Source organism: Paenibacillus sp. NPDC057886 (assembly GCF_042796655.1).
Lineage (GTDB): Bacteria > Bacillota > Bacilli > Paenibacillales > Paenibacillaceae > Paenibacillus.
This window is the reverse complement of record NZ_JBHVMZ010000006.1, coordinates 392,601-413,457: the sequence shown is the minus strand read 5'-3', so window position 1 is coordinate 413,457 and position 20,857 is coordinate 392,601. Positions and strand designations below refer to the sequence as shown.

The following is a 20,857-nucleotide window of genomic DNA, read 5'->3' as shown; positions in this document are numbered from 1 at the left end:
TATATAAATAACGTAAAGATCTAATCATATGTTGCTTGTATAATTTTGTAAAGGGATTACAGGGAGAATTTATATTTTTTTGCATAAAAAAGAGACCGTTTCCGGTCTCTTCTTTCTCTACATCATTATGATTATGTGAATTTAAATTAAAATTCGAATTGCACGTCGCTCAGGCGGCGTTTAATTTCAGCGATAACGCGTTTCTCTTCTTCTTCCCCTTTAGCTTCAAAGGTAACGGAGAAACGAACAAAGTTACCGGCATCATCCCAAGGAACTGAAGAGATCAGTTTCTCACGGATCAGGAACTGGGAGAAGTCTTCGCCGGATTCAAAGCGGCGGCCTCCGGCAATACCTTTTGGAGCTTCAACATAAAGGAAGAAGGAACCTTTAGGTTTCTCAGCCTGGAAGCCCAGCTCGTTCAGTGCAGCTACCAGCAGGTCGTGACGACGGGAATATTTCTCAGCGATTTTTTCCGTGATTTCCGGGTGGTTCAATCCATAGGCAGCAGCCTTTTGGATCGCGATGAACTGACCGGAGTCATTGTTGTCTTTCACATCGCTGAATGCTTTAACAACAAGCGGGTTACCTGCAACAAAACCAATTCTCCAGCCTGTCATGTTATAGGACTTGGAGAGGGAGTGCAATTCCACGCCCACATCCTTGGCACCAGGTACAGACAAGAAGCTGAACGGTTTTTTGCCGTCATATGTCAGTGCTGCGTATGGAGCATCATGTACAACGACTACGCTGTATTTCTTCGCCCATTCAACCACTTCGGTAAAGAACTCCACCGTAGCACTCGCGCCCGTCGGGTTATTCGGGTAGTTCAGATAGAGCAACTTCGCACGTTTCGCAATATCTTCCGGAATGGCCGACAGATCTGGCAGGAAGTTATTCTCCTTAGTCAATTGGATGTTGAACACTTCGCCACCCAGGTATTTGGTGTGTGTACCCATAACCGGATACCCTGGCACCGTCATAATCGTTACATCACCTGGATTGATGAAGCAAGAAGGCATCATCGCCAATGCTGGCTTGGAGCCGATGGAATGCACGATTTCAGTTGATGGATCGATACCTTCAACATTAAATACATTTTTCAGGTAAGCAGCTGCCGCTTCCTTGAATTCGGGAATACCGTTATCCGCATAACCACGGTTTTCGGGTTTGGAGGCTTGCTCCGCCAATGCAGCAACAATGCCTGCATCTGCCATCTCGTCCGGTTCACCTACGCCGAGGTCAATCAATTCTACATTGGGAAAATCTTTTTTAGCCGAAGCTTTGGCACGTTTGATTTTCTCGAATTTATAGATGTTGGTGTCTTTACCATAGTTGGAGCCGCCAATACGGTCGGCAAAATTAGTCTGAATGTACGTTTCCTGATATTTATCGATACTCATGATTTTGTTCATCTCCTCATTTGACGCAAATTTCTACACTTTAATATGAAGCATTTGCGCGTTCAAAACCATGGACAAATTATCCGAACATTTGTACTTTCTCGAGCTGTCAGCGGCTACGCAGTGAGGCCAGAACATCTTCCATATCCTGCGGAAGCGGAGCTGTAAATTCAAGGTACTCTCCGGTCGTTGGATGTACAAAACCGAGAATCGCGGCATGCAGGGCCTGTCCCTGCATTTTGATCCCTTTGTTACGACCATACGTCGGATCTCCAACAAGCGGATGACCAATGAACTTCATGTGAACACGAATCTGGTGGGTACGCCCTGTCTCCAGTTTCAGTTCCAACAACGTGTAGTCATTGATACGCTCGGTGACAGTAAAATGCGTGACCGCATGTTTACTGTTACGCTCCGTGACGGTGTACATTTTGCGATCATTGGTATCTCGACCAATCGGTGCATCAATCGTACCCTGATCATGGCTAAGATGCCCATGAACGAGTGCAATATATCGTCTATTCACACTATGCTCTTTGAGCTGAGCGGCCAGCGAGGCGTGAGCACGATCATTTTTGGCAGCCATAATTAGACCCGATGTGTCCTTATCAATCCGATGCACAATACCGGGACGCAGCTCGCCGTTAATGCCTGAGAGATCTTTACAGTGATACATCAGTGCATTAACAAGTGTTCCCGACGTATGTCCTGGTGCTGGATGTACAACAAGACCACGCTGTTTGTTAATAACGATCAAATCACTATCTTCGTACACCACTTCGAGTGGAATATCTTCAGCAATAATCTCTACAGTCGTCGGCTCAGGGATCAGAAGCTCTACCAGATCGCCTTCTGATAATTTGGCGTTGGCTTTGACTTTAGCCCCGTTCACTGTTACGAATCCGTCTCCGATCCACAATTGAACTTGGGAGCGCGATACGTTATCCATGGATTCTGTGATATATTTGTCAATTCGTTCCTTATTATGTTCAGCGGCAACCGTCCATTCCATACGATCATTGCCATTCATGAGTTCATCGTCATGCGTTGACGTGTCTCCGTTATTCTGTTCTTCATTTTGCGCTTTACTCATGATGTTCATTCCCTTCGACCTTTGCGGCTACTTTCTCGCGCCGTCCTTCAAGCAACGTTTCCACAATAATCAATACCACACCGATACAGATCGCCGAGTCGGCTATGTTGAAAATGGGAAACGTATAGCTACCAAAATTAAGCTGGATAAAATCGACAACTTCTCCGGTCAAAGCCCGATCCAGAAAGTTACCAATGGCTCCCCCAAGCACCAAACTAAGCGCCACGGGCAGCAATTTGTGCGGAGTATCTTTTACCTTTTGCAAATACCAAACCAAAGCCACCACGACAACCAGTGTAACCACAATAAAGAACCAGCGTTGATCCTGCAAAATACCAAAGGCTGCACCTGAGTTACGATGTGATGTGATGACAAAGAAATTGCCAATCACCGGAATTTCATCTCTAAGTTCCATCCGGGTTGCAATTAGGAACTTCGTTCCCTGATCGACTAAAAATACGATAAAAGCGAGGATATAATACACCACGTTTGTTTGTCACTCCGTTCTTGTCTTTTCCAAACGATACAGGCTTTACGCCAGACTTGTTCATTGTAGCACAGCTGTTTGGAAATCGTCCACGACGCGGTTAATGGCAGTCCAGATGGCAAAAACCATAACATTTCCCTTCTGTAATTCTGCACGAAATGGCACATCCTACAACAGAGTCAAAATCCGGAGTCCATACGGAACAGAAAGGGGAAAATGATGTCACATTTCACTGCCAAACAACTGCAATCGTTACGTTCCCAACTGATAACCGAAAAGCGTGATATTGAACATAGACTGGAGCAGAACGAACATTATGGTCTAGGTGACTCCATGAAGCTTCAGACAGGTGAATTATCACCGATTGACAACCATCCGGGTGATGTAGCTACCGAGATGTATGAGCGCGAAAAGGATATTTCCCTGCTGGAGCATGATGAATTTCAACTGGAGCGCATCGATTCTGCCCTGCATTCCATCGAAGAAGGTCATTACGGAACTTGCGCCGTGTGTCAGCAACCTATCCCCTATGAACGCATGCAAGCTGTTCCTTACACCAAATACTGCAAAAAGCATCAACCGGAAACCGTTGTCTCCGAAAATCGTCCTGTCGAGGAAGAATTTCTCGCTCCTGCCTTTGGCCGCACAAGCCTGGATGAACGTGATGACAAGAACGGCTTTGACGGCGAAGACGCATGGCAGATTGTTGAAAGTTGGGGCACCTCCAATACTCCGGCTATGGCTGAGGGACGCGACATCGACAGTTATGACGTTATGGCGATCGAAGCCACTGACGAAGTGGAGGGCTGCGTTGAAGCGTATGAGAGCTTTGTCGCAACCGATATCTACGGTCATGACGTGTCCATCGTGCGCAATCGGCAATATCGACAGTATCTGGAGAACCGTGAAGGTGATGGTCTGTTAGAACCGGATGTCGATTCAGACGACTCGTATTAAACCCACAAGACCTAATAGGTATTCAATTCCAGCTGTCGTTGCACAATCCGTACAATATCTGCGATGTAATCACCCACGATGGGCAGATTAAGGGCACCTAGCACTTGTAACACATAAATGATCGTTGCTGCAAAAAAAGTAAAACCGATGGCGATTCCCACGCCCCTTGCGGCGCCAGACAACAGATTAAGTCCGATCAGCTTCCACGGCCGATTCAGCAATTCCGTATACTGTGCGATTCGTGAACGTTCGAGTTCATTGGCGATCCGGTTAGTGAGCTTGTGAAGTTCTTCAATCTTGTCCTCCGCATTCTTGGAATGCGTGGATTCTGAATTAGATGGCGATTGGGTTTCCTGTTCGTTCATAATTTACTCAGTTCCTTTGATGTATATAGAATGTCTGCACAATAGAAATCATTGCCCATTTGCTGAAAAACCAAACGAGCCAGGACACAGGATTCTTCTCCTGCATCTGAGGCTCGTTGGCATGTCTGTTTCTATATACTGTCCTATTTGAAATAGGGTTACTCTGTCCCAGTTAAAGTCTGACAAAGCATTCCTTTCTCCAGAACGCCGTACGTGAGAATTACTGTATTACCCCTCGATATATACACCGATGGCTTTGCCTCCGGCTTCAATGCGTTGCATCGAATCGTTCGTTCCGAAGGTCACTTCGGTAACGAGGACATTCTCACGCAGCACATGATCAAAGGCCTGAATCGCTTCTTGTAAAGCAGAGTCCACATCCAGCGTCAAACGTACTCTTTTCTCAATCGGCAGATCCAGCTTCTTCCGTGTGTCTTGAACTGCACGAATGACTTCACGGACCCAACCTTCCTGTTCAAGTTCTGCTGTGATCTCCGTATTGAGAGCTACCGTCAGACCATAGCCCGATGCCGAGGCAAAACCGGATTTGGCTTGTTTCTCCACCAGCAGTTCTTCACCCGTCACTTGCAGCTCTTCGCCTTCAGGAGAAAGGACATTCAGAACATCTTCCGTCACCACTTTACGCGTCTCATCCGCTGACATTCCCTTGAAGAAATTCTGCAGGAAGCCTACGTTTTTACCGTATTTTTTACCCGCTACTTTCAGATTCAGCTTCAAAGTGAAATCAACGAAATCCGCATCATCATGCTCGGTACGAATAGTTTTGACATTGATCTCATCCTTGATGATCTCTTCATAACTTGCCAGATCGAAGCCTTTATCCAGGGAAACGATCAGTTCAGACAACGGTTGACGTGTCTTGATGCCTGTTTCGTTACGTACGTTACGAGCAAGTTCAACGATTCGGCGAGCTGTCTCCATATCCTGCTCCAGATTCAAGTCAATCAGCGTTTCATTGGCAACCGGATAATCATCCATGTGCACACTCTCACCAGTAGTCAGGTTCAGATAGATATCTTCTGCAAGCATCGGTGTGAATGGAGCCACGAGCTTGGCTGTAGTCACCAGCACTTCGGTAAGTGTACGGTAAGCGTCCAGTTTGTCTTCTGTCAATCCGCTGCCCCAGAAACGGTCACGGGAACGACGGATGTACCAGTTACTGAGTTCATCTACAAACGCTTCAATGGCTTTGGAAGAGTTCAGATAGTCGTTAACAGCCAGCGCTTTTTCTACAACGAGAATCAGGCTGTTCAGTCTTGACAAAATCCAGCGATCCAGGTTGTGTGAAGACAACTTGAACGGATGCTCCTGTGGATCAAATCCATCAATCGTAGCATACAGCGTCAGGAATGCATGGGTGTTGACCAGCGTATCCACCATTTTGGATTTCGCTTCGCCCACGATACCTTTGGAGAAACGCTTGCTGTTCCACGGTGCGCTGTCAGACAACAAAGCCCAGCGGAATGCATCTGTACCATATTCTTCGATGACTTCCCAAGGATCGATAACGTTGCCTTTGGATTTGGACATCTTCTGTCCGTTCTCATCGAGCACGTGGCCTGTTGCCATAACCGCTTTGTAAGGTGCTTTGCCTGTCAAAAGTGTAGATACGGCCAGCAAGCTGTAGAACCAGCCGCGTGTTTGGTCAATTCCTTCACAGATCATATCTGCCGGATATTGCTGTTCGAATATTTCTTTATTTTCAAATGGATAGTGCTGCTGGGCAAACGGCATGGAGCCGCTGTCGAACCAGACATCGATCACTTCCGGTGTACGTTTCATTTCATATTTGCCACAAGAGCTCATGACTTTGACGTCATCTACATATGGTTTATGCAGCTCCAGATTCTCAGGCACGTCGCCAATGGCACGAGCACGCAGTTCAGCGATGCTATGAGGAGCGAATTGTTCACCCGTCTCTTCACATACCCAGATGTTCAGTGGCGTTCCCCAATAACGGTCACGGCTGATATTCCAGTCTACGAGATCTTCAAGGAACTTCCCGAATCGCCCGTCACGAACGTGGCCCGGGTACCAGTCCACTTCACTGTTGTTGGCGATCAGCTGATCCTTGATTGCTGTTGTTTGGATAAACCAGCTGTCCATTGCATAGTACAGAAGTGGTGTATCACAACGCCAGCAGAACGGATAGCTGTGCTCATATTTTTCTTTGCTGAACAGGCGCCCTTTTTCCGACAGGTATCTTACGATATCAATATCGCAGTCCTTGACAAAACGTCCGGCAAAATCAGTTACCTGTGGCACAAACTTGCCTTCCAGGTCCACCATGTTCACAAAACTGATGCCATTCTCGCGACATACACGATAGTCATCTTCACCATGTGCAGGTGCCATGTGTACAATCCCTGTACCACTTGCATCGGTTACAAAACCTGCACCCAGGATGATGTTTGCTTTCTCAGCCTGCACGTAGTTGAACGGAGGATCATACGTTTTTCCAACCAGGTCAGAACCTTTCAGTGCACCGATAACTTCATACTCACCTTTGGCATCCTTCATGACTTTCTCAACAAGATTAGTCGCCATGATGTACACTTCGTTGTCTTGACGAACACGGGAGTAGTCCATATCGGGGTTCACGGCAAGCGCAACGTGTGAAGGCAATGTCCAAGGCGTCGTTGTCCAGGCAAGCACGAATTCGCCGCTGTCATCCAGCTTGAATTTGGCTGTAGCACTGAGGTCTTTCACGTCCTTGTACCCTTGCGCTACCTCATGGGAGCTAAGTGTAGTCTGACAAGACGGACAGTAAGGACTCACGCGGTGACCGCGATACAGCAGGCCTTTTTCATGAATCGTCGCCAGAATGTTCCACACACTTTCGATGTAATTGTTGTCGAGTGTGATATATGGATTATTCATGTCTGTCCAGTAGCCGATACCTTCGGTCAGATCGCGCCATTGTTGTTCGTATTCAAACACGCTCGCTTTACATTCGTTAATGAATTTCTCCACGCCGTAATCCTCAATTTCCCACTTGTGGGAGATGCCCAGCTTTTTCTGAACACCCAGTTCTACAGGCAAACCGTGTGTATCCCAGCCTGCTTTACGAACGACGCGGTAACCCTTCATTGTGTTATAACGTCCCACGAAATCCTTGATGACCCGTCCCAGTACGTGACCGATATGCGGTTTACCGTTGGCTGTAGGCGGTCCCTCGTAAAATACGAAGTTTGGCTTACCTTCCCGGTTTTCGATCGATCTTTTGAATGTATTCTCGGTTTTCCATTTGTTTAACACGCGTAGTTCTCTGGCACGTGCTTTCTCTTTGACGTCGACTCGTTGCATGATGATCTTCCTTTCAACTGTGTTAGATTGTGGACCGTCCACAAAAAGCGTTTCAATCCCCCTAAATCCCCCTTACCAAGGGGGACCCCATTGGCGCTCCGCCCTCTGGACACCCGGAATGGGTTGTCTTTGGCTGGAACTACGGCGGCATTGGCGAAGGTGTGTATGTTGGAGTCGGCCCTCTTGCGGCTGTCCCCTCCGGGAACGCCGCAGGGCCTTACCGCGAGAAGGGAGTTGCCGGACGCTTCGCTCCTCCGGCGGGGGCTCTCTCCTTGAGGTCCCTTCGGGCCTCATGCACGTTCGCCTTGGCGAAACCCCGGTGCCGGACGCTTCGCTCTTCCGGCGGTTGGCTCTCTCCTTGAGGCACCTTCGGGCCTCATGTACGTTCGCCTGGGCGAAACCCCGGTGCCGGACGCTTCACTCCTCCGGCGGGGGGCTCTCTCCTTGAGGTCCCTTCGGGCCTCATGCACGTTCGCTTCTTTTTTGAACACAAAAAAACCTCATCCCTGGAAAGGGACGAGGTTATGCTCGCGTTACCACCCTAATTCTGTTCATCACAAACCACATCCAATATCATTGGGTATGCTCTGTCATCAACAGCGCTTATGCCCCGCTTAACTACAGCAGGGTGCCGATATAACGTTCGGCTCACGGTTTCGCTTACACACGGCCAATCCTTCACCGCTTCAGCGTCACTTCTCCGGGGAGATATTCGGCTATAACTCATCCATTGGCTTGCACCAGACGCCAACTCTCTGAGGGATGAGATCATAACGTACTGAACCCGTCATGGAATCACTATTCATTATGAATATAGTTATAGCCTCTTTACAGGTAAAAGTCAACCAGGCGGATAGACTAATAAATTTCCTTCATTTCCCGCTCACGGTCACGAACTTCCTGCTCCCGGCTCTCCAGCGCTTCCCAACCATCTTGAGTCAACAATTCAAGCTGTGCTTCCACAAGTGTACGGAAACGGGCACGATAGATGGATGCCTGCTTTTTCAGCTCTTCGACTTCCAAAGCAATTTTGCGTGATTTAGACAAAGATTCGTTTACGATCCGGTCCGCATTTTTCTCGGCTTCCTTCACGATCAACTGTGCTTCTTTTTTCGCATTGTTCTTCACATCATCCGCAGCTTCCTGCGCAATGATGATCGTTTTGCTCAGCGTCTCTTCAATCGTTGCAAAATGATCAAGCTTCTCCTGAACGGACAGCAACTGATTGCTCAGCTCTTTGTTTTCGCGAATGACGCCTTCGTAATCTTTGATGACTTGATCCAGGAATTCATTGACCTCATCCTCGTCATACCCGCGCAAGCGTCGGGAAAATTCCTTGTTGTGTATGTCCAGCGGCGTTAATGGCATGCTGTCCACCTCCTGTAAAAGTTCCTTCCCGGACTGAGAAGGTTTGCAGCATATGGGTTCCACCCAAGGAGCCGTATATGTTATGCCCAATCCTGGCAACTAATACGGAATGCAGGATCAGACTCTGATCCTTCGGCGGTCATATTAACCTTTGCACTTTAGTGTATATCGGAAACACCGAATGTTTTTTGCACCTTTACCTTAAACATTTCGACAAGAAAGCGGGTTTTCCTGCAACACACTTAGGCAAATTTGCCGATTTTTACGCGGCAGCGTCCCTTTTTGGTCATACCATCCTGTTCCATCACCTTGAATCGACCAAACCCTTGAATGGAGACCACATCCCCCGCCTTCAGCGACTTGGACGGATCTTCCTCCACTTTCCAATTCACGCGACAGCGGCCGGCCTTGATCGGAACCAGAACTTTACTGCGGCTAAGCCGATACACATCTGCACAGATGCCATCCAAACGCAGGGAAGCCACGGTAATGTCCATCGTCTCCAGTTTGCTCTCGGACCATTTCAGCTGATCCAGTGCCAACAGCTCCGTAAACACATGAACCCGGTGCACCTGATTCAGTTGAAGCGATAAAAAAGCGCCGGTTTCCGACGCCACCACCGTATGGCACCCGTCCTCCAGCACTTGAATATCACCGATCTTGCCACGTTTCATGCCAAGCCCGAGCAGGGCACCCATATAGTCCCCATGCTCCAGCTCTTTGATTTTCTGATCGTCAGACGTAATGCTCATCACCTGCATACCCATATCTTCATCGTCCAGATATCGATAATCCGGTGCAATCAGTGCACGTTTACGTTCAGCTGTTTCATAACCACCATCCAGACGAATCTGTACATCATCTCGACGGTTCACAAGTGTTTGTAAAATAAAGACCTGTCTGGGATCAAGAAAGTCAGTTAGCTTCATGTCATGATACTTACCTGCCCGTTCAACCCAGTCAGAGGCTTTATCCACAAAATCCCGCTCATCATGACTAAAATGCTCGTAAATTTCACCGCTCATCTATGTTCACCCTACCTTAATATACAAAGTATCGGAGGATGGAGATCAGCCCATTAAGCGCGAGTTGAAGAACAATCAACGCCACAATCGGTGAAATATCCAACACACCGAACAAAGGCGGAATAAATCGGCGGAAAGGTCTTAAATATGGTTCCACAAACTTACCTAGCCATTCACCGATGAAGCTCTCCCGTGCGTTGGGAAGCCATGACATCAATATGTAGACAATGACCATGTAAAAGTAAATCTGGTATAACGTGTACAACACGCTTTCAATCTGATACAAAAGTGGCTCACCTCATTCTGTTATAATCTTGCTCGCTGTCAGCCAGTATTTCCGTAATTGAACCTTGAATTTCAACCGTATCTGGCGTACAGAGAAAAATGTTGCCGCCAATTTTTGAAATACCGCCGCCCAGTGCATACACTGTGCCACTCAAGAAATCAATGACACGCAGTGCCTGATCCTGACGCACCCGCTGTAGGTTAACGACAACTGTGCGATGGGAGCGCAGATGGTCAGCAATCTCCTGTGCTTCGTCATAAGAACGCGGTTCATAAAGGACGACTTTAACATTTTTCTGGGAATGAATGCTCACCACATTATTACCCCTTTGGTTTCTACGTTTATCGAGACTTGAGGTTTCAGCTTCCTGTTGATCAGGATCATGTTCCTCTTGTGCCGCCATACGCTCACGTTCCACAATCTCTTCCTCTTCCTGAAGCCCGAGGAAATTCATAAACTTATTCATTACGCCCATTGCGAACCCTCCTCTTTTCCTACGAGAATCGATCCAAGCCGAACCCAGGTTGCCCCTTCTTCAATCGCCACTTCAAAATCATTGGACATGCCCATCGACAACTCGGTCAATGGCTCCGCTGTCAAAGCTTGTCCATTCAAATGGTCTCTAAGCTCACGCAGTCCGCGAAATACGGGACGTGTAAGCTCCGGATCTTCCTCATGGGGTGCCATGGTCATCAGGCCGATGACCTTCAGGTTGTTGAACGAACTGATTTCACGCAAAAAGGAACTCGCCTGTTCAGGCTGCAAACCATACTTGCTTTCTTCACCCGAAATATTCACCTGCAATAGTGTTTCCACCTGGATGCCAAGAGACGCCGCCTTTTTATCCAACTCCTTGGCCAGGGACAAACGATCCAGTGAATGTATGTAACGGAATTTACCGATGACGTCCTTCACCTTATTCGTCTGTAAATGACCGATAAAATGCCAGGTTCCCTGCTGACCGAATGCTTCCCATTTCGCTTGTGCATCCTGCCAGCGGTTTTCGCCAATATGCTCAAGACCGTGGTCCAGCACAGCTCCCGTTGTTTCAAGTGAGACGTATTTCGTGACAGCAATCACATTCACATCTTCACGTTGACGACCACTGCGCTGACACGCGGCTTCGATCTTCTGATTTACCAGTTGTATACGCTCCTCCAATGACACAGAGGGTCACCTCTCTTCCAGCCCAATCCAGCTCGCCATTCTCCCGGTAATGCCATTTTCTTTACGATACGAGAAAAATAGCTCGGGATTGCAGCTTGTACACCAAGTTGTACATTCGATATGATCCGGCAATATTCCTGCTTTCATCATAATGTGTCGATTGCATTCTTTCAAGTTTAACATCGTTTTGCCATTTTTGGCAGGTCGATATACTTGATTGGATTCAGAGTTCTTGTATTCATCATTACCCGAGGAGTGATCCAGCCAAACCCGTACATGCTTCATAACGGCTTCATCCACTTCATAACAGCAATCCCCAATGGAGGGACCTATTGCAGCAAGGATATCCTGTCTGCGACTTCCATATTCCTGCTCCATCTTTTCGACCATCGATTCGGCTATACCGGCAACTGTACCTTTCCATCCGGCATGAGCAAGCCCCACCGCTTGTTGTACGGGGTCATAGAAATAAAGGGGTACACAATCTGCATAAAAGGAAGTCAGCAGCACACCAGGCACATTAGTGACCAACCCATCCGTATCCTGTAATGCAGACTGTCGATCCAGCAAACCTTTACCCCGTTCTTCAGCCGTGATTACAGCGACATGTTTACCATGTACCTGTTCTCCACAAGTCCAGGATTCCAAAGGGAAACCCAGCTTTTCAGCCACAAGTTTGCGATTATTCAGCACGTCAGCCGGATCATCACCCACATGATAGGCACAGTTCAGACTGTCGTAAGGTGTGCTTCCGACACCACCCTGCCTTGTCGTAAAACCGGCCTTCATATGCTTAAACTGCAATTTCCACGGCTCCACATATAATAACAACGGGTCAGGACCCCAATTTGAGTTCTGACTTCCCGACCGTATTTCCTTATCCAAAATAAACGGTTCCATCTTCTCACCTCACAACTTCCAGTGTACCAAATGAACCCCGTTCTGTCTCGGTTAGATCGTTCGGCGCTGGTTGCGATCCAACCGTTCAATACGTTCCACCCGGTCCATCCGGTCCATCCGGCCGTTCTGTTCGTCATACAAGCGCGCTTCACGGTCGCGCTCATCGTAGTTATTTTCCTTCATTTCATCCATTTTAACCAAAATCACATCCGAACCGATCTTCACAATGTTTCTCCAAGGGATGACCAGATCCGTCCCCCCGCCGAACAGCCCCATAAAACGGCTGTAACCTGGCACAACAATCGCTTCAATTCGCCCCTGTTTCAGATCCAGCTCCAAATCGCTAATCTGACCCAGACGTTTGCCATCCGTAATGTTAATAACATCTTTGGTTTGAAAATCCGAAATTTTCATCCCGCTACCCACCGGTTCACCTGTGTTCACTTTCATTTGGTCCCGCCCCCTGATTAATCCGCTTCTACCCGTTCTCCGCTTCTATACAATATATGTTTCATACGCGAAAAATGTCCTCTTTTTCGAAGGAAAGGCAATGGAACAATTCCAAATATCTCTGATGTCGAAATCCAAAAAGCAAAAAGACGATCAAAGGAATCTCACTTCCCTTTGATCGCCTTCTGGCTAACCCCTTGTTACGACTTCACATGTTTCTGCATTTGTTGTATCGCTGATTTCTCCAGACGGGATACCTGCGCCTGGGAAATGCCAATTTCATCAGCCACTTCCATCTGGGTTTTCCCTTCGAAAAACCGCATCGACAGAATCATTTTCTCCCTTTGACCGAGACGGTGCATCGCTTCACGCAGTGCAATTTCCTCAATCCAGGACACATCCTTGTTTTTGTCATCACTGATCTGATCCATCACATAGATCGGATCTCCACCATCATGGTAGATCGGTTCGAAGAGCGAAACCGGGTCCTGAATGGCATCCAATGCAAAAACCACATCTTCCTTCGGCACATTCAGCACCTCAGAAATTTCGAATATCGTCGGTTCACGGGAATTTTTATTCGTCAGGCTGTCACGCACCTGAAGTGCTTTATAAGCAATGTCCCGCAAGGAGCGAGATACCCGAATTGGGTTATTATCGCGCAGGTATCGACGGATTTCACCGATAATCATCGGCACCGCGTAGGTTGAAAATTTGACATTCTGGGATAAATCAAAATTATCAATGGCTTTCATCAGGCCAATACATCCAACCTGGAACAGATCATCGACAAACTCTCCCCGATTGTTAAAGCGCTGAATGACACTGAGCACAAGACGCAGGTTGCCATTCACTAATTTCTCTCTTGCTGAGCGATCATGGTGTTGCTGAAGGGAATGAAACAATTCCCGCATTTCTGTGTTGGTGAGGACAGGCAATTTTGCGGTGTCCACGCCACAAATCTCGACTTTGTTTCGGGTCATCGTGATTTACCTCCCAAGGAGAAACATTAATGTACATTATCTCCGGGGCAGGCTTTTTTATTCGCACTTGGCATCCTTGCCATTAATACCCATTATGGAAAATGCTCCTGTTCAGACCATCTTGTTGAACTCCTTGCGGAGTCTTTTAATGATTCTTTTTTCGAGACGGGAGATATAGGATTGGGAGATTCCAAGTAGATCGGCGACATCCTTTTGTGTCTTTTCTTCCCCATCCGTCAGGCCAAAGCGAAGCTCCATAATCATTCGCTCTCGCTCGGTTAATTTTTCCAATGCTTTATGCAAAAGCTTCCGGTCTACCTGTTCTTCGATATTCCGATAGATTGTATCGTTCTCTGTACCGAGTACATCGGATAATAATAGTTCATTTCCATCCCAATCAATATTGAGTGGTTCATCAAAAGAAACTTCTGTACGAATTTTACTGTTACGTCTCAGGTACATCAAAATTTCATTTTCGATACAACGGGAAGCATAGGTTGCCAGCTTAATTTTCTTTTCCGGGTCAAACGTATTAACGGCTTTAATCAAACCGATTGCACCGATGGAGACCAGATCCTCGATATTGATGCCTGTATTTTCAAATTTGCGTGCGATGTATACCACCAGTCGCAGGTTCCGTTCAATCAGCATGGCACGAATCGCCGAATCCCCTGAAGACAACTTTTGCAACAAAAATTCTTCTTCTTCACGTGTTAATGGGGGCGGTAGCGCCTCACTGCCTCCGATATAATAGATCTCTTCACTTTTCAAACCAAGCAGAAATAATAAACGATAGTACTGCAGCTGCGCCACCAGTTTCCATTTTACAAGCATGTACGTTCCTCCTATACCACATTCAGCGGCTTTTCTGTTGCTCCCGCAGAGATAGCCGTAGACTGCGCAGAAGCAGCGTCTTGCACAAGCTCAGGGTGAATCACGGCCTGGTATTTCCCATCGGATGACAGTACGCCCCCGTCCAACCCTATTAATACCTTTGTTGTCTCATAACACATCTCATCCATCGTTACCTTCACCCGGTCTGGCTTCATCGCCAGCATAAACGCAGTTCCTTTGTTAATGCCTCGATAGGGTACCAGCCTTAAACGATCCTGCCAGTGGAATTCCTCCTGATCGAGCTCCATGATAAGGTTGTCCGGCGCCTCATCCTTCAACCTGCCCTTCCATGCAGCAGGCAGCATGTCTTGCCATAACAATACCTCCATTACCATGACGGGCATACGTGAAAGCGGGTCTGTGAGTTGATTTCCTGTATCTAGAAGGCCTGTACAAGAAATAGTCACATCATCAATAAAAACCTCCACTTTACCCAAGTACGTTGTCATTCGGTCTGTTTTTCGTTTCGAGCTCTGTACGACTTTGAATAAAAAAAGCACGGCAAAAAAAACGACAAACGTGAACCAGAAGGCAATTTTCAGATCAAAAGACATTCCACCTGATGCGGTAAACCAAATGCCGTTGAACAATTCCCCAGAGCTTTGCAGCATGTAGTGCACACCCAGGATTCCCCCAGCGGCGACAAAATTGATTACATAGAAGGTACCCAAGGTCCTCATAAATGCCTGAAGACCCTTAAACCCAAATGCAATACTCAGCATCACCAGAGACAATCCAAACTTGATCAAAAAGGTGAACATAAAATCAAACTCCGGAACAAACATCATGACAACGTACAGCGCACCCACGACCGCGGACAGCAACCATCTCCACCAGACCAGCTTCGTTTTACGCATCCAGGCCGTCAGTCCGATGAGTGCACCGTCAATACACAGGTTCGTCAAAAAAATAAGATCCACATAAACAACCACATTCTTCACCTGCCTGCGCGCAACATATCGAAATAACGTTATCCCGATATTCATGAGCATATTCACAAGTATAAGGAGCACACTTTTCAAAGTCTGTCTAATCATGGGGGGATCGTTCCAACTTTTTTTGTCGGAATTACTCAGACCCGTTGTTCAGAATTTGTTCAGTTAAGGTGTGATATGATGATAAGCAAAATAAAAAAGACCCGATTGCTCCATCGGGAGCACCGGGTCTTTATTGAAATCTATTGGAGTATTAATCGTTGTTATTATTGCGTGAACGATTGCGTAAAAATGTCGGAATATCCAGCTGATCATTGCTCGGCTGATTTCCAAATGGACGCAAATTCGGCGAACGGTTATCCGCAGGCTCACTCGCTGGAGCAGGCTTACGTCCTGGTGGTGGTGGAGCAGGTTTGTCTTCAAAGCCGGTTGCAATTACCGTAACTTTGATCTCCTCTTTCAGATCCTCGTCAATGATCGCACCAAAGATCATGTTCACTTCCGGATCGGAAGCAGATGTAACGATCTCTGCTGCTTCGTTCACTTCATACAGGGACAGGTTAATGCCCCCCGTAATGTTCATGATAACCCCGCGTGCACCTTCGATGGATGTTTCAAGCAAAGGACTCATGATCGCTTTGCGTGCCGCTTCTGCTGCACGATTCTCGCCAGTCGATTCACCGATACCCATCAGCGCAGATCCACGCTCGTGCATGATCGTTTTGACGTCTGCAAAGTCAAGGTTAATCAGACCCGGTACAGCGATCAAGTCAGAGATACCTTGTACGGCTTGACGCAGTACATTATCTGCTTGACGGAACGCTTCAAGCATTGGGGTCTTTTTGTCTACAATCTCAAGCAAACGATCATTTGGAATGACGATCAGCGTGTCCACTTTTTCCTTAAGAGCTTCGATACCTTGCTCTGCATGGCTGGAACGTTTACGTCCTTCAAATGTGAACGGGCGAGTAACCACACCCACGGTAAGTGCGCCGCACTCTTTAGCGATTTCGGCAATAACCGGAGCCGCACCTGTACCCGTACCGCCGCCCATACCCGCTGTCACAAATACCATGTCTGCACCTTTCAAGGTGTTCATGATCAGGTCACGGGACTCTTCCGCTGCTTTTTTACCTACATCCGGGTTGGCACCTGCACCAAGACCGCGGGTTAATTTATCACCGATTTGCAATTTATGCTCGGATTTCGCCAGGTGTAGTGCCTGTGCATCCGTGTTCACAGTAATAAATTCAACACCTTGTACACCATTTTCGATCATTCGGTTGACTGCATTGCTCCCGCCGCCGCCTACCCCAATGACTTTAATCTGAGCCAAGCTCTCCATCTCGAAATCAAATTCCAACATATTATTCCATCTCCCCCTCAATGTGCATGGATGGCCCGTCCAATTTTTGATTTGAACCGAATCAATTTCATATATCGACGAACGAAAGCGTTTATTTTAGAACCAGCGCATTCAGACGGCTTCAAGAATTGCATGAAATGGATTCAACCTGTTATATAAATTCGCTGAACATATTTTTCAGCCGTTCGAATAGACCTGGTTTCTGCTCCGATTCCTGAGCCGCATTCGGCTTAGGACGGTTGGTCGGTTTTTTGTTGTTATTATTGTTGTTGTTATTTCCACCGCCGCTGTTGATCGAGGGACGAATACGCAAACTACGGATTACACTGTGCAAAATGCCGACTCCGCTTGTGTAGCCAGGGTCACGCACACCGATATAATCCGGCACCGCAACTCGTACCGAAGCAGCAAGTTCATGCTGAGCTACCTGCAAAACACCCGGCATAGAGACCGTACCTCCCGTTAGTATATAACCTCCAGGAAGATCATTGTAACCAAGACGCTTCACTTCTTGAGAAATCATTTGGAATATTTCCTGAACCCTCGGTTCGATAATAGCCGCCAGATCCTCTTGAGAGAATTCCTTGTCTACGTTGCTGCCGATCCGTGTTACTTTGAACATGACATCCGCAGCAGCATCATCCAGCCATGCGCAGCCATATTTCAGTTTTACCTTTTCGGCTTGATCTGTTAATGTGCGCAGACCATAGGCAATGTCATTCGTTACGAACTCCCCGCCGATAGGCAGCGTTGAAGTTGCAACGAGACTGTCTTCTTCGAAGATGGCAATGGTTGTAGCCCCTGCTCCGATATCAACAAGCACGGAACCCATCGTTTTTTCATCCTTGGACAATGCCAGCTGACCTGCTCCAAGTGACATGAGTACCAAATCACTTACTTTCAGACCCGCTTTTTCCACGCAGCGCAAAAGATTATGTATCGCGGTTTTTGCACCCGTAATGATGGTCGCCTCCACTTCCAGACGAACACCAATCATACCACGGGGGTCCTGTATGCCCTCCAAGCCATCTACAACATACTGCTTGGCTACAACATCAATAATTTCCCGTTCCGGTGGAACCGCAATCACTTCGGCTGCTTTCAACACCCGCTCCATGTCTTCTTCTCCGATTTCACGATCCTCGTTAGACACTGCCACGACGCCGTGACTGCTCATCAGTCCGATATGATTTCCCGAGATTCCAACATATACTTCGGATATTTGAATACCTACCATACGTTCTGCATGATCCACTGCATTACGGATCGATTGCACCGTCTGATCGATATCTACGATTACACCTTTGCGAATTCCCTCCGAGTCGGCAGATCCAACTCCAATAATATTAAAGGTTCCATTATTCATTTCCCCAATAATAGCGCGAATTTTGGATGTACCGATGTCCAAACTAACAATGATGTCATTGTTGCTCAAGTCTGTGGCACCTCCTGACTCCAAATAGTAAAATACGTTCGGGTTTAAACACTCTTAAAACATATTCAACACACTTTAGGCTTTCCCTCTTTTTTCTACAATTTTTTTGGGTGCCAAGATCTGGTTGAGAGACATAAAACCTTGAAGAAAAAAGAAGGAGGCAACTCAGGTGCCATAAGTTCAAGTGTATCATTTTTTCTTCGTCTCAGAAAGAACAACTTTCACTGGATAAAAGGGGCTAAACCCCGATCCCGCCTGGTTTTGAATCAGCTCAACCGAATAAAGGCGGAAATCAGGGAGTTGCTCCTGGTTCTGCATCTTCTTCCGGGTTATCCGGAATGAAGGGCACGTACGTATCGGCTTCCAGCATCGTGATTTTCCCTGGTCGTTCCGTCTCAATGACCTGGTTGAGATACTCTACCTTATCGGACAATAGAGAAACGGTTGTAATCACTTCAAACTGTGACTTGGTATACATCCGAATCTGATCCGGGAATGAAGGTGTAGGATTCGGAATAATCTCTGAAATATCCGTCGTTAGTTCATTCGGGATCTTGGCCAACGTTTCACTCAGCTTGGCCTTGAGCGGGTCATCCGCCTTCCACTGGGTCAAAATCGGTTTCTCAACCGCAACTCCAATGGTGGCAGGAACCGTTAAGCTTGTCCCGCTTGCCAGTATGGCTTTTAGCGTACCGTCAGAACCAAGTTCATACGCAACCGTTGGATATTCCTGCACCTTGATAAGAATAGTACCGGGGAATTGTTTATCCACAGTTACGGTTGATATAGCCTTGATTGTTTTCAGTCGCTCAATGACATCAGCAGAGGTTGTCCCAAAAAACTGTTCGCCCTCCTTTAGACCGCTTTTCTCCAGCAGTTCCGAAGTCGTTGTGTATACATTACCCGTAATCTCAATTGCCGAAATCCGACTCATCGAAGAACGAAAAAAAAGTACAGCAAGTAATACAATAAAAAGAAGTAAGAGAATAAAAACAATTTTACGGCTTGTGTTTCGTTTGGGCCGATTCTTCTTCAGAACCGGAATTTGACTTTTAGGCATAGGTCGCGCTCCACAAAGCCTCCGGCCCCCTTCCCTTAAGAAGGGGACTCAAAGGACGTTAATTGGCAAAATCCAGCTGCTTCGAAACGGGGGACTGTCGCTCAACCGAAGCTCCAAGACTCTGAAAGAGCTTCTCGATACGATCGTACCCTCTATCAATATGATGCACTTGCTCCACAACCGTTTTTCCCTGGGCAGCAAGGCCAGCAATGACTAGTGCTGCACCTGCACGCAGATCGGTTGCTTCCACTGTAGCCCCATACAAACGGGGAACGCCACGGATAAATGCTGCATTCAGGTCTACCGAAATATCGGCTCCCATGACATTCAGCTCATCCACATGTTTGAACCGCCCCTCGAATACTGTTTCCTTCATCACACTGAAACCGTCTGCCAGACTGAGCAGCACCATAATTTGCGACTGCAGGTCTGTTGGAAATGAAGGATACGGAGAAGTCACAATGCGGTCTACTGATTTGGGACGGCTCATACAGCTCACCGTCATTATATCATTGCAGACTGTGATTTGAACACCAGTACGCTTCAACACATGTATAAGGGAAGTAAGATGGGCCGGATTGCAGTGTGTAAGCGTTACATTCCCTCTCGTTGCTGCGGCTGCAATCATCACCGTTCCAGCAACGATCCGATCAGGTATAATTTCGTAAGAGCAAGGCTTGAGTTTCTCCACACCATTAATGGTAATCGTATCCGTTCCAGCACCAATAATCCGTGCACCCATTGCATTCAGAAAATGTTGCAGATCCTGTATCTCAGGTTCTCTGGCTGCATTAAATATCGTTGTTGTACCCTCAGCCGTAACGGCAGCCATCATAATATTTTCTGTGGCTCCTACACTGGGGAAATCCAGATGAATGTCTGTACCCACCAGCTTGCGCCCGCGGCAAATGATCTGCTGATCCAGTTCTTCAATTGAAGCTCCGAGCGCCTCAAGGCCCCGAAGGTGAAGATCAATTTTACGTTCCCCAATGGCACAGCCACCTGGCTGGTACACGGATACTTGCCCAAACTTAGCCAGCAATGGTCCCATCAAAAAAATGGAAGAACGCATCTGCTTCATGAGCTCCTCAGGCACATCATATGACCGGATGGACGACGTATCTATCGTCACTGTTCCCTGTTCATGCCGACACGTGCATCCAAGTCGTTCCAGGATATACAGCATCACTTCAATGTCCAGCAAGTGTGGAACGTTGTGCAGCGTAACTTCTCCGTCTGCCAACAAACTTGCGGCCATGATCGGTAAAGCGGCATTTTTTGCTCCATGGATGCGTATGGATCCTGAGAGGGGTTTCCCGCCTTCAATCACCAATTTGTCCAATGTATCACCTCCGGGGT

Annotated in this window: 20 protein-coding genes and 1 other annotated feature; of the genes, 1 reads left to right on the top strand and 19 read right to left on the bottom strand. The window is 47.3% G+C overall.

The genetic code is table 11. The annotated features are described in order from the left end of the window. Positions 1–146: 146 nt before the first annotated feature. From ACFVQB_RS22040 to lspA, 3 genes are all read right to left on the bottom strand, one after another. Positions 147–1,400: an LL-diaminopimelate aminotransferase gene (locus tag ACFVQB_RS22040; RefSeq protein ID WP_090901458.1), complete on the bottom strand. Its 1,254-nt coding sequence runs from the start codon at positions 1,398–1,400 to the stop codon at positions 147–149. Positions 1,401–1,509: 109 nt separating this feature from the next. Continuing rightward, positions 1,510–2,430 (bottom strand): RluA family pseudouridine synthase, encoded by a 921-nt coding sequence (locus ACFVQB_RS22035; protein WP_379444470.1) that lies wholly within the window; start codon positions 2,428–2,430, stop codon positions 1,510–1,512. A gap of 55 nt (positions 2,431–2,485) precedes the next feature. Beyond that, positions 2,486–2,980, bottom strand: coding sequence for a signal peptidase II (lspA, locus tag ACFVQB_RS22030; RefSeq protein WP_379443913.1), 495 nt, complete (start codon positions 2,978–2,980; stop codon positions 2,486–2,488). 219 nt (positions 2,981–3,199) lie between these two features. On the opposite strand from lspA, the gene ACFVQB_RS22025 reads away from it, so the two are divergent. After that, entirely contained in the window at positions 3,200–3,937 is a 738-nt protein-coding gene (locus ACFVQB_RS22025; protein WP_379444468.1) for a TraR/DksA C4-type zinc finger protein, read from the top strand. Positions 3,938–3,948: 11 nt separating this feature from the next. On the opposite strand, the gene ACFVQB_RS22020 is transcribed toward ACFVQB_RS22025, so the two are convergent. The 16 genes from ACFVQB_RS22020 to murA form a co-directional block, all read right to left on the bottom strand. Continuing rightward, entirely contained in the window at positions 3,949–4,302 is a 354-nt protein-coding gene (locus ACFVQB_RS22020) for a DUF5665 domain-containing protein (RefSeq protein WP_379443911.1), read from the bottom strand. Between the two features lie 228 nt (positions 4,303–4,530). Continuing rightward, entirely contained in the window at positions 4,531–7,629 is a 3,099-nt protein-coding gene (gene ileS, locus ACFVQB_RS22015) for an isoleucine--tRNA ligase (RefSeq protein WP_379443909.1), read from the bottom strand. Between the two features lie 509 nt (positions 7,630–8,138). Continuing rightward, positions 8,139–8,429, bottom strand: a binding site (T-box leader). Positions 8,430–8,487: 58 nt separating this feature from the next. Continuing rightward, on the bottom strand, positions 8,488–8,997 hold the full coding sequence (locus ACFVQB_RS22010; protein ID WP_063566974.1) for a DivIVA domain-containing protein: 510 nt from the start codon (positions 8,995–8,997) through the stop codon (positions 8,488–8,490). A gap of 242 nt (positions 8,998–9,239) precedes the next feature. Next, complete coding sequence (locus ACFVQB_RS22005) at positions 9,240–10,022, bottom strand: YlmH family RNA-binding protein (protein WP_379443906.1); 783 nt, start codon at positions 10,020–10,022, stop codon at positions 9,240–9,242. A 16-nt stretch (positions 10,023–10,038) separates the two neighbouring features. After that, positions 10,039–10,308: a YggT family protein gene (locus ACFVQB_RS22000; RefSeq protein ID WP_301290087.1), complete on the bottom strand. Its 270-nt coding sequence runs from the start codon at positions 10,306–10,308 to the stop codon at positions 10,039–10,041. Positions 10,309–10,315: 7 nt separating this feature from the next. Next, complete coding sequence (locus ACFVQB_RS21995; RefSeq protein WP_063566976.1) at positions 10,316–10,783, bottom strand: cell division protein SepF; 468 nt, start codon at positions 10,781–10,783, stop codon at positions 10,316–10,318. Further along, positions 10,774–11,475: a YggS family pyridoxal phosphate-dependent enzyme gene (locus tag ACFVQB_RS21990; RefSeq protein ID WP_072734481.1), complete on the bottom strand. Its 702-nt coding sequence runs from the start codon at positions 11,473–11,475 to the stop codon at positions 10,774–10,776. The genes ACFVQB_RS21995 and ACFVQB_RS21990 overlap by 10 nt, the downstream gene beginning before the upstream one ends. Positions 11,476–11,481: 6 nt before the next feature. Further along, complete coding sequence (gene pgeF / locus ACFVQB_RS21985) at positions 11,482–12,375, bottom strand: peptidoglycan editing factor PgeF (RefSeq protein ID WP_379443903.1); 894 nt, start codon at positions 12,373–12,375, stop codon at positions 11,482–11,484. 51 nt (positions 12,376–12,426) lie between these two features. After that, positions 12,427–12,789: a YlmC/YmxH family sporulation protein gene (locus ACFVQB_RS21980; protein WP_379444465.1), complete on the bottom strand. Its 363-nt coding sequence runs from the start codon at positions 12,787–12,789 to the stop codon at positions 12,427–12,429. Positions 12,790–13,025: 236 nt separating this feature from the next. Further along, positions 13,026–13,808, bottom strand: a complete 783-nt coding sequence (gene sigG, locus ACFVQB_RS21975; protein ID WP_024628410.1) for an RNA polymerase sporulation sigma factor SigG — start codon at positions 13,806–13,808, stop codon at positions 13,026–13,028. Positions 13,809–13,919: 111 nt separating this feature from the next. Beyond that, positions 13,920–14,642, bottom strand: a complete 723-nt coding sequence (gene sigE / locus ACFVQB_RS21970) for an RNA polymerase sporulation sigma factor SigE (RefSeq protein WP_017687308.1) — start codon at positions 14,640–14,642, stop codon at positions 13,920–13,922. 11 nt (positions 14,643–14,653) lie between these two features. Then, positions 14,654–15,634: a sigma-E processing peptidase SpoIIGA gene (gene spoIIGA, locus ACFVQB_RS21965; protein ID WP_379444463.1), complete on the bottom strand. Its 981-nt coding sequence runs from the start codon at positions 15,632–15,634 to the stop codon at positions 14,654–14,656. Between the two features lie 256 nt (positions 15,635–15,890). Continuing rightward, positions 15,891–17,003, bottom strand: coding sequence for a cell division protein FtsZ (gene ftsZ / locus ACFVQB_RS21960; protein ID WP_064636455.1), 1,113 nt, complete (start codon positions 17,001–17,003; stop codon positions 15,891–15,893). Positions 17,004–17,154: 151 nt separating this feature from the next. Continuing rightward, a complete protein-coding gene (ftsA, locus tag ACFVQB_RS21955) occupies positions 17,155–18,438 on the bottom strand; it encodes a cell division protein FtsA (protein WP_379443900.1) in 1,284 nt (427 codons plus the stop codon). A 292-nt stretch (positions 18,439–18,730) separates the two neighbouring features. Continuing rightward, positions 18,731–19,498, bottom strand: coding sequence for a cell division protein FtsQ/DivIB (locus tag ACFVQB_RS21950; RefSeq protein ID WP_379443898.1), 768 nt, complete (start codon positions 19,496–19,498; stop codon positions 18,731–18,733). A gap of 58 nt (positions 19,499–19,556) precedes the next feature. Continuing rightward, positions 19,557–20,840, bottom strand: coding sequence for a UDP-N-acetylglucosamine 1-carboxyvinyltransferase (gene murA / locus ACFVQB_RS21945; RefSeq protein WP_379443896.1), 1,284 nt, complete (start codon positions 20,838–20,840; stop codon positions 19,557–19,559). Positions 20,841–20,857 lie beyond the last annotated feature (17 nt).

Excerpts from the sequence above, each read along its gene's own strand:
- ACFVQB_RS22040 (WP_090901458.1), bottom strand. The coding sequence starts at position 1,400 with ATGAGTATCGATAAATATCAGGAAACGTACATTCAGACTAATTTTGCC.
- ACFVQB_RS22035 (WP_379444470.1), bottom strand. The coding sequence starts at position 2,430 with ATGAATGGCAATGATCGTATGGAATGGACGGTTGCCGCTGAACATAAT.
- ACFVQB_RS22025 (WP_379444468.1), top strand. The coding sequence starts at position 3,200 with ATGTCACATTTCACTGCCAAACAACTGCAATCGTTACGTTCCCAACTG.
- ACFVQB_RS22020 (WP_379443911.1), bottom strand. The coding sequence starts at position 4,302 with ATGAACGAACAGGAAACCCAATCGCCATCTAATTCAGAATCCACGCAT.
- ileS (WP_379443909.1), bottom strand. The coding sequence starts at position 7,629 with ATGCAACGAGTCGACGTCAAAGAGAAAGCACGTGCCAGAGAACTACGC.
- ACFVQB_RS22010 (WP_063566974.1), bottom strand. The coding sequence starts at position 8,997 with ATGCCATTAACGCCGCTGGACATACACAACAAGGAATTTTCCCGACGC.
- ACFVQB_RS22005 (WP_379443906.1), bottom strand. The coding sequence starts at position 10,022 with ATGAGCGGTGAAATTTACGAGCATTTTAGTCATGATGAGCGGGATTTT.
- ACFVQB_RS21995 (WP_063566976.1), bottom strand. The coding sequence starts at position 10,783 with ATGGGCGTAATGAATAAGTTTATGAATTTCCTCGGGCTTCAGGAAGAG.
- pgeF (WP_379443903.1), bottom strand. The coding sequence starts at position 12,375 with ATGGAACCGTTTATTTTGGATAAGGAAATACGGTCGGGAAGTCAGAAC.
- ACFVQB_RS21980 (WP_379444465.1), bottom strand. The coding sequence starts at position 12,789 with ATGAAAATTTCGGATTTTCAAACCAAAGATGTTATTAACATTACGGAT.
- sigG (WP_024628410.1), bottom strand. The coding sequence starts at position 13,808 with ATGACCCGAAACAAAGTCGAGATTTGTGGCGTGGACACCGCAAAATTG.
- sigE (WP_017687308.1), bottom strand. The coding sequence starts at position 14,642 with ATGCTTGTAAAATGGAAACTGGTGGCGCAGCTGCAGTACTATCGTTTA.
- ftsZ (WP_064636455.1), bottom strand. The coding sequence starts at position 17,003 with ATGTTGGAATTTGATTTCGAGATGGAGAGCTTGGCTCAGATTAAAGTC.
- ACFVQB_RS21950 (WP_379443898.1), bottom strand. The coding sequence starts at position 19,498 with ATGCCTAAAAGTCAAATTCCGGTTCTGAAGAAGAATCGGCCCAAACGA.